The sequence below is a fragment of the Mesorhizobium sp. B1-1-1 genome, assembly GCF_006442955.1.
Lineage (GTDB): Bacteria > Pseudomonadota > Alphaproteobacteria > Rhizobiales > Rhizobiaceae > Mesorhizobium.
The window spans coordinates 295,241-308,229 of the sequence record NZ_VFWW01000007.1 but is presented as its reverse complement, the minus strand read 5'-3'; the positions used below and the strand labels follow the sequence as shown (position 1 = coordinate 308,229).

Sequence of the window (12,989 nt, the reverse complement as noted above, 5' to 3'; positions counted from 1 at the left end):
TCCATTCTCGTTGAAAATCAGCGTTTGCAGGCGCTTGGCGCTTGACTCCGATGCGTCCATGTGAAAAATTTTGCAGAAACTGAAAAAAATATCAGAGGGCGGAACGTGGTTGGATTTGGAAACGGCCTCTTGCGCGATGATGAAACCGGCATGGCGGCACGCGCCGCCTGGCTTCATTACGCCGGCGGCCTGACCCAATCCGAGGTTGCCAAGCGCCTCGGGCTGACCAGCCTCAAGGCCCACCGCCTGATCACCAAGGCCAATCAGGAAGGGCTGGTGAAGGTCTATATCGACGGCGAAGTCTCGGAATGCGTCGAGCTCGAGGACGAGCTGTCGCGCCGCTACGGCCTCGATTATTGCGAGGTGGTTCCCGATTTCGATTCCGAGGAGTTGCCGCTCAAGGCGCTCGGCATCGCCGGCGCGCAATTCCTCAAGCGTGAGATCGAACGCGGCGAGCAGGCGCTGATCGGCGTCGGCCATGGCCGCACGCTCGCCGCCTGCGTGGAATACCTGCCGCGCAGCTCGACAGACAAGATCCGCTTCGTTTCGCTGCTCGGCGGCTTGACGCGGAAGTTCTCGGCCAACCCGCATGACGTCATTCACCGCCTCGCCGAGCGCACCGGCGCCGAAGCCTATGTGATGCCGGTGCCAATGTTCGCCAACACGGTGGACGACCGCGCGGTGTTGCTGGGACAGAAGGGCATCAGCGAGGTTTTCGATCTCGCAAGATCCGCCGACCTTTTGTTTGCCGGCATCGGCACGGCCGAACGCGAAGCCTCGCTCGTCGCCACCGGCATGATCGAGAAGGGCGAGATGGAGGAGATCCGCCGCAATGGCGGCGTCGGCGAATTGCTCGGCCATTTCTTCGACGATGCCGGCAAAGCGGTGGCGACAACCCTTTCCAATCGGGCGCTGGCGCTGGCGCGCGAGGACATCGCCAGCCGCCGGATCGTCGCGGTCGCCGGCGGCAAGGTCAAGGTTCGAGCCGTCAAAGCGGTGCTGGAGGGCCGCTATCTCAAGGGCCTGATAACTGATGAGCGGACAGCGCGATCGCTCGTGGAGGAGACGCCAGTCGGGTAGCCGGCGTCGGTTCAGTTAAAACTACCCTGTGGAGGAGAAGACCAAATGCATGAGAAAGAGAAAGACCTCATTGACGCTTTCCTGCGCGGACAAGTCGACCGTCGTGGGCTGATCAAGGGCCTGGGTGCGATGGGCCTTGCCGCCGGCACGGCCGGTACGCTGCTCAATTTTGGGCAGACCCGGGCGCTGGCCGCCGACTTCGACTGGAAGGCGCACCAGGGCAAGACCATCAAGCTCCTGCTCAACAAGCATCCCTATGCGGATGCGATGATCGCCAACCTCGAAAACTTCAAGCAGTTGACCGGCATGAATGTCGTCTACGACGTGTTCCCGGAAGACGTCTATTTCGACAAGGTCACGGCCGCGTTGTCGGCGAGCTCGCCCGAATACGATGCCTTCATGACCGGCGCCTATATGACCTGGACCTACGGCCCAGCCGGCTGGATCACCGACCTCAATGAATGGATCAAGGATCCGGCCAAGACCAACCCCAACTATGCCTGGGATGACTTCCTGCCCGGCGTCAAGAACTCCTGCGCCTGGAACGGCAAGCCGGGCGGGGCCCTGGGGTCCGAAGACGCCAAGCAATGGTGCATTCCGTGGGGCTTCGAACAAAACAACATCACCTACAACAAGGGGATGTTCGACAAGGCAGGCGTCAAGGTTCCCGGCAATATGGACGAGATGGTGGCCGCGGCCGCCAAGCTCACCAAGGATGTCGGCGGCGGCGTCTACGGCATTGGCGTGCGCGGGTCGCGCTCCTGGGCGACGATCCATCCGGGTTTCCTTTCGGCCTACGCCAATTTCGACCAGAAGGACCTGAACGTGTCGGCCGACGGCAAATTGTCGGCCGCCATGAACACCGCCCAGTCCAAGGCTTTCCACAAGCAATGGGTGCAGATGATCCAGGAAAGCGGTCCGAAGGACTGGTCGACCTACACCTGGTACCAGGTCGGCGCCGATCTCGGCGCCGGCGCCTCGGCGATGATCTTCGACGCCGACATCCTCGGCTACTTCATGAATGGCGGCGACAACAAGATGGCCGGCAAGCTTGCCTTTGCCGCCTTCAAGGCCAACCCGGAGGCCAAGGCGCCAACGCCGAACATCTGGATCTGGTCGCTGTCGATGTCCAACTTCTCCAAGGACAAGGACGCCACGTGGTACTTCATGCAGTGGGCCTCCGGACCCGAGCATGCTCTGTTCGGCGCCACCAAGATGGATTTCGTCAATCCGGTCCGCCAGTCGGTCTGGAAGGATGAGACGTTCCGCGAGAAGCTGAACAAGAGCTATCCCGGTTATGTCGAAATGTTCGACGCCTCGGCGCCGGGCGCCTCGATCAAGTTCACGGCGCAGCCGCTGTTCTTCGATCTCACCACCGAATGGGCGGCGACGCTGCAAAAGATGGTGGCCAAGGAAGTGCCGGTGGACGAGGGTCTCGACAAGCTGGCCGAAAGCATCAACGGCCAGCTCAAGGAAGCCGGCCTCGGCTAGATGTAACAGAGGACCGGCCAGCCTTGGCAGGCCGGTCCTCACCTGACCTTTTCAAGATTGCGACGCGGGGCCGTAAGGTGGCCGCCAATTCGCCCGACCGGCCGCCTTGCTCCCTTGGGCGGCCGGCAGGGCGGAGCGACAGGGACAACGGAGCAGCACGATGACTGCGGTGGTATCGCAAAGGCCCAAGCCCTCGGGCTTCAGGATCAGCAAGAGAGTGCTGCCCTACGTGCTCAGCCTGCCGGCTCTGCTGGTCTGCATCGGCATCCTGATTCCGTTCCTGACCTCGGTCGTCTATTCCTTCCAGCGCTATCGGCTGAGCCAGCCCTGGGCGCGGCAGTTCAACTGGGGCGACAACTATATCTCCTTCTTCACCGATCCGAAGTTCTGGAACACGCTCAAGATCTCGCTGCTCTATGCCGGCACCACGGTGGTGCTGGAACTGCTTCTCGGCCTCGCCATCGCGCTGCTTTTGCAGAAGCGCTCGACCCTGAACAACTTCATCTCGATCATGCTGCTGATGCCACTGATGACGGCGCCGGCACTGGCCGCGCTGATGTGGAAGCTGATGACCAATCCCGGCTTCGGCGTGCTGAGCTATCTTGCCAGCCTCATCGGCTTACAGGACTTCCGGTGGGCCTCGTCGCCGTCGACGGCTTTGTTCACCGTCGTTCTCGTCGATATCTGGGTCTACACGCCCTTCATCATGATCCTGCTGCTTGCCGGCCTGCGCAGCCTGCCGACGCAGCCCTTCGAGGCCGCGGCCCTCGATGGCGTGCCGAGGAGCTTCGTCTTCTTCCGCATCACGCTGCCGATGCTGACGCCGTATATCCTGACGGCGACTTTGTTCCGCCTGCTCGATTCCATCCAGCAGTTCGACATCATCTACGCCATGACGCAAGGAGGACCGGGCGACACGCTGACCGTCTTCCAGGTCGAGGCCTATCTCAACTTCTTCCAGTCGACCAATGTCGGCCGCTCGGCGGCGCTGATGATCATCCTGTGGGCAATCACCTATTTCCTCTCCAACATCTTCATCAAGAACTGGCTCAGGCTGCGCGAGCGCGCCCGTGGCCAGGCATAGGAGGAGGCAGCCATGGAACACACCTCCTTGCTTGAACGCACCCTGCGCGGCGCGGCACTCACGCTGGTCGTGGTCTTCTTCATGTTCCCGATCGTCTGGATCCTGATGATGTCGTTCCAGACCAACGAGACCATCCTGCGCATTCCGCCGCAGCTGGTCTTCGAGCCGACGCTCGCCAACTACACCGCGCTGATCACCGGCAAGCTGACGACCGCCGCCGGCACGCTCGACATCGCCTTCATGCGCAACCTGTGGAATTCGGTGTTCCTGTCGGTGACCTCGGTCGCGGTCTCGCTGCTGCTCGGCGTCCCGGCGGCCTACGCCTTCGCGCGGCACAAGTTCCGCGGCTCGGAGGACATCGCCTTCACGCTGCTGTCGTTCAGGTTCGCGCCGGCCCTGCTGGTGCTGTTGCCGCTCACGCTCTATTTCCAGAAGCTCGGGCTGGCCAACACCTATATCGGGTTGATCTGGGTCTACCAGCTGATCTGCCTGCCGCTGATCCTGTGGATCGTGCGCGGCTATTTCGAGGATATTCCGGCCGACATCGAATATGCCTATCGCATCGGCGGCCATTCCTGGTTTGCCACCTTCCGCAAGATCGCGCTGCCGCTCGCCGGCCCCGGCATCGCCGCTGCCGGCCTGCTTGCCTTCATCTTCGCCTGGAACAATTTCGTCTTCGCGCTGGTGCTGGCCTCGGCCGACAAGCAGCCGGTGACGGTCGGCGCGCTCGCCTTCATCACCTCCTCGGGCATCCAGTACGGCCAGATCTCGGCGGCCATCGTCCTGTCGATCACGCCGACGCTGGCGCTCGCCCTCTATGCACAGCGCTATCTGGTCGAAGGCCTGTCGCTCGGCGCGGTGAAGGGGTAGTTCCATGGCCAGCCTCGAACTCAGAAACCTCGTCAAGCGCTACAAGAGCCAGACCGTGCTCGACAATCTTTCGCTGACCGTCGCCGACGGTGAGACGCTGGTCCTGTTCGGACCCTCCGGCGCCGGCAAGACGGTGCTGCTGCGCCTCGTCGCCGGCGTCATCGACCCCGACGAAGGCAAGATCCTCATCGGCGGCGAGGACATGACCGACGTCGACGCCGAATTTCGTGGCGTCGGCATGGCGTTCCAGAATTTCGCACTGTTTCCGCATATGAGCGCGTTCGACAACATCGCGACGCCGCTGGAGGCCAAGCGCTCGTCGCAAGGCGCGATCAAGGCCGGCGTCGAGAGTGTCGCCAAGCTGTTGAAGATCGCCCATGTGCTCTCCCACAAGCCGCGTGCGCTCTCCAATGGCCAGAAGCAGCGCACCGCGCTTGCCCGTGCGCTGGTCGGCTCGCCACCGCTGCTGCTGCTCGACGATCCCTTGCGCAATGTCGATGCCAAGCTGCGTTTCGAGATGCGTCTCGAACTGCCGCGCCTGCTAGCCGACCGCGGCGCCACCGTCGTCTACGTCACCCAGGATTATAAGGAAGCCATGGCGCTCGGCGACCGCATCGCGGTGATGTCGCAAGGCGTCATCAGCCAGCTCGGCACGCCCGAACAAATCTATCGCGAGCCGGCCAACATCGAGATCGCGCGGCTGTTCGGCGACCCGACCATCAACCTGCTCGACGTCAAGCCGGCGCTTGGCGCCAAGGGAATCCATGTCGCCCTGTCGAATGTGCAGGTCCATCTCGGCGGGGCTCCCGAGACCGCGGTCGGCCGCGACTGCATCATCGGGCTCAGGCCGGAAGCACTGCATTTCGTCGGAGAAAATGAACCCGGCGCCATTCCGGTGACGGTCGAGGCCGAAACCCCGCTCAACGAAAAGATCGTCACGCTGGTGCGCACGTTGCGCGGCCGCGAGATCCTGGTTTCGCGGCCGGCCGGAACACCGGGCCGCAGCGAAGGCAAGGCCCACATTGCCGTCGACGGCAAGAGCGCCCTGTTGTTCGATCGCGCCGGCGGCGAGCGCATCGGCTCGAAGAATGTCGTCAGTTTGCGCAACGGAGAAGCCGCATGAGCGCGAGCGCACTCACCATTTCCGGCGTCGACAAATTCTATGGCCCGATCGACCGGGGCGTCCACGCCGTCAAGAAGCTGACGATGGAGATCGGCAAGGGCGAGATCGTGGCGCTGCTCGGTTCGTCCGGCTGCGGCAAGACCTCGACCTTGCGCATGATCGCCGGCTTCGAGGAGGTGTCGCGCGGCGCGATCTCGGTCGCCGGCCGCCAGGTGCACACGCTGCCGCCGGTCAGGCGCAACGTGGCGATGGCCTTCGAGGGCTATTCGCTCTACCCGCCGCTGACGGTGCGCGAGAACATGGCCTTCGCGCTCAAGGCGGCCCGGCTGCCCAGAAGCGAGGTCGAGGCCAGGGTCGCCAGCATCGCCAAGCTGCTCGAGATCGAGGATATATTGGAGCGTTACCCAAGCTCTATCTCCGGCGGCCAGCAGCAGCGCGCCAGCCTCGGCCGGGCGCTGATCCGCGACGCCGATTTGCATCTGCTGGACGAGCCGATGGGGCAGCTCGAGCCGCAGCTTCGCGCCGTGCTGCGCGGCCGCATCAAGCATTTCATCAAGGAGCGCGGCTTGACAGCGATCCTGGTCACGCACGACCAGACCGAGGCCAATGCGCTTGCCGACCGCATCGCGGTGATGGAAGGCGGCGTGCTGCAGCAGTTCGATACGCCGGACAGGATCAAGGAGCGTCCGGCGAACCTGTTCACCGGCACCTTCGTCGGCGAGCCGCCGATGAATGTCTTCGAGGCCTATGTCGGCGCCACCGCCGGGCGCATCAATCTCAGGCTTCCCGACGGGCTGTCGCTGGACTACGACAAGGACGCCTTCAGCGCTCCCGTCCGCGACCAGTTGCTCAGCCGCGAGCGCGTCGTCATCGGCATCAGGCCTTACGCGGTGCGGCGCTCGAAGGAAGGGGTCCCCGCCAGGGTTTCGGCCAATCAATGGCTTGGCGACCAGACCCATATAGCGGCCGATTTCGCCGGCGGCTCGCTGGTCCTGGTCGAGCACGACCGCACCCGGCTGGACCTTGGCGCGCCGATCAATGTCAGCATCGACCCGAAGAACCTGCATGTCTTCGACCAGGCGAGCGGCGAGGCCATTTCGCACGGCATGGAGCTCGCCTGATGCGTGATCTCTTGATCGGTATCGACGCCGGTACTTCCGTCATCAAGTCCATCGCCTTCGACACGAAAGGCCGGCAGATCGCCGCCGCGGCAACGCCGAACCATTACGAGACGCTGCCGGGCGGCGGCGCCGAACAGGATCTTGCGCGCACATGGGTGGATGCGGCGGCGACCTTGCGCCAGCTCGCCGAGAAAGTGCCCGATCTCGCCGGCCGGACCATCGCCATCGCGGTGACCGGGCAGGGCGACGGCACCTGGCTGATCGACGGCAAGGGCGAGCCGGTGGCGAAGGGCTGGCTCTGGCTCGACGCGCGCGCCGCCGGCGTCGTCGAGGAGATCCGCGCGCGGCCCGAGGACCGACTGCGCTTCGAAAAGACCGGCAGCGGGCTCGCCGCCTGCCAGCAGGGCTCGCAGTTCGTGTTCATGAAGCGCAACATGCCCGAAATGCTTGGCAAGGCGGCGACGGCGTTTCACTGCAAGGACTGGCTCTATTTCAAGCTGACCGGCGAGCGCGCCACCGACCCCTCCGAGGGAACCTTCACCTTTGGCGATTTCCGCACCCGCGACTATAGCGAGGATGTGCTCGACGTGCTCGGCGTCGCCGACCTCAGGCATTTGCTACCGCCGGTCACAGACGGCACCAGGCACAGCGCCGGTCTGTCGCAGGCGGCGGCCGCCGCCACCGGCATGCTTGCCGGCACGCCGGTCGTGCTCGGCTATGTCGACGTCGTCTGCACCGCGCTTGGCGCCGGCCTGCTCGACCGCGAGCGCAAGCCCGGCTGCACAATCATCGGCTCCACCGGCATGCATATGCGGCTGGCCGAGACGCCGGACGACGTGCAGCTCAACGAGGCCGCGACCGGTTATACCATGGCCATGCCGGCGCCCGGCGTGTTCGCGCAGATGCAGTCCAACATGGCGGCGACGCTCAACATCGACTGGGTGCTTGGGCTTGCCTCCGGCATCCTCGCCTCGCAAGGCATCACCCGCAGCAATGGCGAGATGATCGCGCTCGTCGATGCCTGGATCGCGGCCTCGCAGCCCGCCTCGCTGCTCTACCAGCCCTATGTGTCCGAGGCCGGCGAGCGGGGGCCGTTCGTCGATGCCAATGCCAGGGCCGGCTTCGTCGGCATATCCTCGCGCCACGGCTATGCCGACCTGGTGCGCGCCGTCTTCGAGGGATTGGCCTTCGCCGCGCGCGATTGCTACGCCGCCATGGGGCCATTGCCGCGCGAGATCCGGCTGACCGGAGGCGCCGCCCGAAGCCCGGCGCTGCGCAAGATCCTCGGAGCCGCCGTCGGCGCAGACATCCGCACCAGCCAGCGCGAGGAGGCCGGGGCGGCCGGCGCGGCGATGATAGCCGCGGTCTGCGTCGGCCTGTACAAGTCGATGGACGAATGCGTCGCGGAATGGGTGACGCCGCTGCTTGGCGAGGCGGAGCCGAGTGATCGGGACCTCGCCGCGATCTACGACAGGATGACCCCGTCCTACGTGTTGGCGCACCAGGCGCTGCGACCGGTCTGGCGCGCGATGGCTTCGGTGCAGGCAAATTGAGAAGTCGAGTATGCCCAGGAAAATAGCGATCATTGGTGACAACTTCATGCTTCCGGAGGTGTTTCGCGCCAAAATCGAGAAGGTCGCGAGCGGTGACCTCGATGTCAGGACATTGCAGACCGCCTGGCCCGACGAGCCGATGGAATTCGGCGATCCGGCGCTCGGCCTCGACAAGGTCAAGGAGTATTTCGGCCGTCCCGACGAGGTCGTCGAGTTCATTGGCGATGCCGAGATCCTCGTCACCCAGCTTGCACCATTGTCGGAGGGCATGATGCGCCGCCTGCCGGCCCTGAAGCTGGTCGCGGTGTCGCGCGGCGGCCCGATCAACATCGACATGGAAGCGGCGCGCGCGCATGGCATCACCGTCGTCAACGTGCCCGGCCGCAACGCGACCGCCGTGGCCGAATTCACCATCGGCGCCATATTGGCCGAAACGCGGCTGATCCGGGTCGGCCACGAAGCGCTGCGCAGGGGCGAATGGCGCGGCGATCTCTACCGCGCCGACCGCACCGGCCGCGAGCTTAGCGAGATGACGGTCGGCGTCGTCGGTTACGGCAATATCGGAACAAAGGTAGTCAGGCTGCTGCGCGCTTTCGGCTGCCACGTTCTGGTCAGCGACCCCTATGTGCAGTTGAGCGCAGAGGACCGCAACGCCGGCGTCGAACTGGTCGCGCTTGACGATCTCCTATCCCGCTCCGACGTGGTCACGCTGCATTCGCGGGTGACGCCGGAGACGCGCGGCCTGATCGGCAAGGACACCATCGCGCGGATGAAACCCGGGGTGATCTTCGTCAACACGGCGCGCGGGCCGCTGGTCGACTATGACGCACTCTATGAGGCGCTTGTTTCAGGCCAGATCGCCAGCGCCATGCTGGAGACGTTCGCGGTCGAGCCTGTGCCGTCGGACTGGCCCTTGCTGCAGCTTCCCAACGTGACGCTGACGCCGCATATCGCCGGCGCCTCGGTGCGCACCGTGACCTATGCGGCCGAGCAGGCCGCCGAGGAAGTGCGCCGCTATATCGCCGGGCTGCCTCCGGTCAATCCGTGCTGAGGCGGCAGCCATGGTGTGTAAATCCGGCAGCGAGATCGTGACGAGATGAGTGGCGGACCCGAAATCGTCGACCTTTTCGTCATCGGCGGGGGCGTCAACGGCGCCGGCATAGCCCGCGATGCAGCAGGCCGCGGCCTCTCCGTCATCCTGTGCGAAAAGGACGATCTGGCGGAAGGCACCAGTTCGCGATCGGGCAAGCTCGTCCATGGCGGCCTGCGCTACCTCGAATATTACGAGTTCCGCCTGGTGCGCGAGGCGCTGATCGAGCGCGAGGTACTCCTGGAATCGGCGCCGCACATCATCTGGCCGATGCGCTTCGTGCTGCCGCACAGTCCTGACGACCGGCCGGCCTGGCTGGTGCGGCTCGGCCTGTTCCTCTACGACCATCTCGGCGGCCGCAAGCGGCTGCCGGCCACCCGCACGCTCGACCTGCGCACCGCGCCCGAGGGCGCGCCGATCAAGGACGAGTTCAAGCGCGGTTTCGAATATTCCGATTGCTGGGTCGACGACGCCCGTCTCGTGCTGATCAATGCGCTGGATGCGCGCGAGCGCGGAGCGAAGATCTTCACCCGAACCGCCTGCACCGCCGCCCGCCGGGAAGGCGGCCTCTGGTCGGTGGAGATGCGCGACGGCAAGACCGGCGTGAAAACCACCGTGCGAGCGCGGGCGCTGGTCAATGCCGCTGGCCCTTGGGTCAACGACATCATCAACCGCGTTGCTGGCCAGAACTCGACGCGCAATGTCCGCCTGGTCAAGGGCAGCCATATCGTCGTGCCCAAATTCTGGGAGGGCCGCCAAGCTTACCTCATCCAGAACAGCGACAAGCGGGTGATCTTCATCAATCCTTATCAGGGCGATCTCGCCTTGATCGGCACCACCGACATTCCCTATGACGGCCGACCCGAGGACGTGGCGGCGGATGAGAGCGAGATCGAATACCTGATCAGGGTGGTCAACCGCTATTTCAAGCGCGGCCTCGCGCGCGGCGATGTCGTCTATTCGTTCTCCGGCGTCAGGCCGCTCTATGACGACAATGCCGACAACCCGAGTGCCGTGACCCGCGACTATATTTTCGAACTCGACGCGCCGGATGCTGAGGCGCCGCTGCTGTCCGTCTTCGGCGGCAAGATCACCACCTTCCGGAAGCTCGCCGAGCATGCGCTGGACAGGATCGCTCCGTTCTTCCCCCGGATGGGCAAGCCTTGGACGGCGAAGGCGCATCTGCCTGGCGGCGACATCGCCAATGCCGATTTCGAACAGTTTCTAGGAGATCTCGGGCGGGAGTATCCATGGATGCCGGCATCGCTGCTCAAGCATTACGGTCGGCTCTACGGCACCAGGACACGTCTTGTGGTCGGCGCGGCCCGTTCGCTCGCGGAACTCGGGCGATGTTTCGGCAAGGATTTCTTCGAGCGCGAGGCCAGTTACCTGTTCGAGCTGGAATGGGCTGAGACACCGGCCGACATTCTCGAACGGCGCACCAAGCACGGCCTGCATCTTTCCGCCGAGGAGAGATCGGCCTTCGAACACTGGTGCGCGAGCCGGCTGGCGAGGGCAGGGTGATGGCAATCATCGCCAATGTAGCGCGACAGGGCTGAGAGGATCGCGATCGTGGCATTCACGCTCTCCCTCAACACCAATCCGCTGGTCAACCGCTTTGCCGAGCCTGACGACCTGGTCGATACCATCGCCTACGACATCGGCATCAGGGATATTCAGCTCACGCATGAATTCGTCAATCCGGGCTGGCCGGCGGCGACGATCGTGAAATTCGTCCGCCTGTTTCGTGGCGCACTCTCCCGCACGGGCGTGCGCGTGACCTCGGGCATGACCGGTCCTTACGGCCGGCTCAACCATTTCGGCCATCCAGACGCGGACGTGCGCCGCTACTATGTCGACTGGTTCAAGACCTTTGCCGACATCTCGGCGGAGCTTGGCGCCGGCGGCATGGGTACCCAATTCGCGATCTTCACCCATCGCGATTATGATGATCCCGCGCGCCGCGCGCGCCTGTTCGACATTGCACTGGAATGCTGGCGCGAGGTCGCCGAACACGCCCGCGCGGCCGGGCTTAACTACCTGTTCTGGGAGCCGATGTCAGTCGGCCGCGAGTTCGGCCACACGATCGAGAATTGCCGGCTGCTGCAGGGTGCGATCGACGCGGCCGGGATGGCCATTCCGCTGGAGATGATGGTCGACATCGACCATGGCGACGTCACCTCCAGCAACCCGGCCGATATCGATCCCTATGCCTGGGCCGAGACTTTCCCCAGGAAGTCGCCGATCATCCACATCAAGCAATCGTCGATGAACAAGGGTGGCCATTGGCCGTTCACCGCGGCTCACAACAGGGACGGCCGCATCACGCCTGAAAAGCTGCTGGAGACGGTGCGGCGCGGCGGCGGCACCGACAACGAGATCTGCCTCGAACTGTCGTTTCGCGAGCGCGAACCGGTCGACCACCAGGTGGTCGCCATGATCCGCGAATCGGTCGACTACTGGGCGCCCTTTATCGACACGGGCAGGCCTGACCTGCTGCCGAAAAACGGGTAGAGGTCGGAGTGGGGAGCCGATGCCACTCGCGCTGTTGACGTCCAACCAGTTGGCCCGCCAGCGAAGCAACCAGATGACATATTAGATAATGCGAGTATTGCGGCAGCCTGCGCTGCTGATTGCTATAAAAGTACAATGCGAAAGATACTTTTGTTTAACTTCGCCATGCATACTGCGAATTGATCCGATTTGTTTGTCCGGCTTCCCTCGCGAACTAGAGAATCCGCATGTCGGTTACACGTCGTACGCTGCTCACGGCCGGAAGCGTCGGCTTGCTGGTCGCGCAAGCTCGGGCGGCCAATACTCCAGGACAGCAGGCGGAGATCGCTCCCGTCGTCGGCGACAATGCGCTGCGCATTGCAATGCCGGCCTTTGCCTCCGATCCATTCTTCCCGGCCGATGGATCGGGGAACAGCGGCATAGACATGGAACTGGCCCGCGGCATAGCAGCGGAGCTCGGCGTCGAGCCGGTGTTCGACCGATCCGCCGCAACGTTCGACGGCATGGTGAAACAGCTGACTTCCGGCCAGGCGGACATAGCCATCGGCAAGCTCAGCCGAACCCTTCGCCGTGGCCGCTCAATCCTCTATTCCCGGCCCTATGCCATGCTGCACCAAGGCCTCATCGCCAATCGCCTCAACCTGGCGCGCATCGCGCAAGGCAAACCACCCGAGCAGATCATCCGCGATTTCTCGGGCGATCTCGGCGTGATCGAGGGCTCTTCATTCGCAACCTATGCCGCGACGACCTTCCCGCATGCACAAGTTCATCGTTTTGCAGGCTGGGACATGGTTGTCGATGCGATCCGCGATGGGACGATCGACATGGCGTATCGCGACGATTTCGAGATCAAGAAGCTGATGGTCGACGATCCGTCGATGACGGTCGCCGCGCGCTCGATCACGCTGACCGACAAGGTAGACACGATCGCAATCGGTGTGCGACCGGACAATCCGCATCTCGCGGCGTTTATCGACCTTTACCTCGATCTCGCGCGCGGTCAGCAGGTTCTCAACACTGACGAGATCATCGCGCGCTACCGGTTGGGGAGCAAAGCCTGACG

General features: G+C 64.0%; 11 protein-coding genes. All 11 read left to right on the top strand.

Annotated elements, in window-relative coordinates:
- Positions 1 to 105 precede the first annotated feature (105 nt).
- The 11 genes from FJ986_RS16785 to FJ986_RS16735 all read left to right on the top strand — a co-directional run bounded on the left by FJ986_RS16785 (position 106) and on the right by FJ986_RS16735 (position 12,987).
- On the top strand, positions 106 to 1,080 hold the full coding sequence (locus FJ986_RS16785) for a sugar-binding transcriptional regulator (protein ID WP_181165158.1): 975 nt from the start codon (positions 106 to 108) through the stop codon (positions 1,078 to 1,080).
- A gap of 45 nt (positions 1,081 to 1,125) precedes the next feature.
- Positions 1,126 to 2,571, top strand: coding sequence for an extracellular solute-binding protein (locus FJ986_RS16780; RefSeq protein ID WP_140559298.1), 1,446 nt, complete (start codon positions 1,126 to 1,128; stop codon positions 2,569 to 2,571).
- A gap of 160 nt (positions 2,572 to 2,731) precedes the next feature.
- Positions 2,732 to 3,655 (top strand): sugar ABC transporter permease, encoded by a 924-nt coding sequence (locus FJ986_RS16775; protein ID WP_013896837.1) that lies wholly within the window; start codon positions 2,732 to 2,734, stop codon positions 3,653 to 3,655.
- Between the two features lie 12 nt (positions 3,656 to 3,667).
- Positions 3,668 to 4,525 (top strand): carbohydrate ABC transporter permease, encoded by an 858-nt coding sequence (locus FJ986_RS16770; protein ID WP_140629088.1) that lies wholly within the window; start codon positions 3,668 to 3,670, stop codon positions 4,523 to 4,525.
- Positions 4,526 to 4,529: 4 nt separating this feature from the next.
- A complete protein-coding gene (locus FJ986_RS16765; RefSeq protein WP_140497761.1) occupies positions 4,530 to 5,648 on the top strand; it encodes an ABC transporter ATP-binding protein in 1,119 nt (372 codons plus the stop codon).
- Entirely contained in the window at positions 5,645 to 6,769 is a 1,125-nt protein-coding gene (locus FJ986_RS16760; protein ID WP_140497763.1) for an ABC transporter ATP-binding protein, read from the top strand. The genes FJ986_RS16765 and FJ986_RS16760 overlap by 4 nt, the downstream gene beginning before the upstream one ends.
- Complete coding sequence (locus FJ986_RS16755) at positions 6,769 to 8,322, top strand: FGGY-family carbohydrate kinase (protein WP_140675105.1); 1,554 nt, start codon at positions 6,769 to 6,771, stop codon at positions 8,320 to 8,322. The genes FJ986_RS16760 and FJ986_RS16755 overlap by 1 nt, the downstream gene beginning before the upstream one ends.
- A gap of 10 nt (positions 8,323 to 8,332) precedes the next feature.
- On the top strand, positions 8,333 to 9,373 hold the full coding sequence (locus tag FJ986_RS16750) for a 2-hydroxyacid dehydrogenase (RefSeq protein WP_140497767.1): 1,041 nt from the start codon (positions 8,333 to 8,335) through the stop codon (positions 9,371 to 9,373).
- A 45-nt stretch (positions 9,374 to 9,418) separates the two neighbouring features.
- The gene (locus FJ986_RS16745; protein WP_140675102.1) at positions 9,419 to 10,936 is read left to right on the top strand and encodes a glycerol-3-phosphate dehydrogenase; all 1,518 of its coding nucleotides are present in this window, start codon (positions 9,419 to 9,421) and stop codon (positions 10,934 to 10,936) included.
- Between the two features lie 48 nt (positions 10,937 to 10,984).
- The gene (locus FJ986_RS16740; RefSeq protein ID WP_140623640.1) at positions 10,985 to 11,926 is read left to right on the top strand and encodes a TIM barrel protein; all 942 of its coding nucleotides are present in this window, start codon (positions 10,985 to 10,987) and stop codon (positions 11,924 to 11,926) included.
- 227 nt (positions 11,927 to 12,153) lie between these two features.
- Positions 12,154 to 12,987, top strand: a complete 834-nt coding sequence (locus tag FJ986_RS16735; RefSeq protein ID WP_181168569.1) for a transporter substrate-binding domain-containing protein — start codon at positions 12,154 to 12,156, stop codon at positions 12,985 to 12,987.
- Positions 12,988 to 12,989: the final 2 nt, after the last annotated feature.

Coding starts and splice junctions, on each gene's coding strand:
- FJ986_RS16780 (WP_140559298.1), top strand. CDS start 1,126: ATGCATGAGAAAGAGAAAGACCTCATTGACGCTTTCCTGCGCGGACAA.
- FJ986_RS16775 (WP_013896837.1), top strand. CDS start 2,732: ATGACTGCGGTGGTATCGCAAAGGCCCAAGCCCTCGGGCTTCAGGATC.
- FJ986_RS16770 (WP_140629088.1), top strand. CDS start 3,668: ATGGAACACACCTCCTTGCTTGAACGCACCCTGCGCGGCGCGGCACTC.
- FJ986_RS16765 (WP_140497761.1), top strand. CDS start 4,530: ATGGCCAGCCTCGAACTCAGAAACCTCGTCAAGCGCTACAAGAGCCAG.
- FJ986_RS16760 (WP_140497763.1), top strand. CDS start 5,645: ATGAGCGCGAGCGCACTCACCATTTCCGGCGTCGACAAATTCTATGGC.
- FJ986_RS16755 (WP_140675105.1), top strand. CDS start 6,769: ATGCGTGATCTCTTGATCGGTATCGACGCCGGTACTTCCGTCATCAAG.
- FJ986_RS16750 (WP_140497767.1), top strand. CDS start 8,333: ATGCCCAGGAAAATAGCGATCATTGGTGACAACTTCATGCTTCCGGAG.
- FJ986_RS16745 (WP_140675102.1), top strand. CDS start 9,419: ATGAGTGGCGGACCCGAAATCGTCGACCTTTTCGTCATCGGCGGGGGC.
- FJ986_RS16735 (WP_181168569.1), top strand. CDS start 12,154: ATGTCGGTTACACGTCGTACGCTGCTCACGGCCGGAAGCGTCGGCTTG.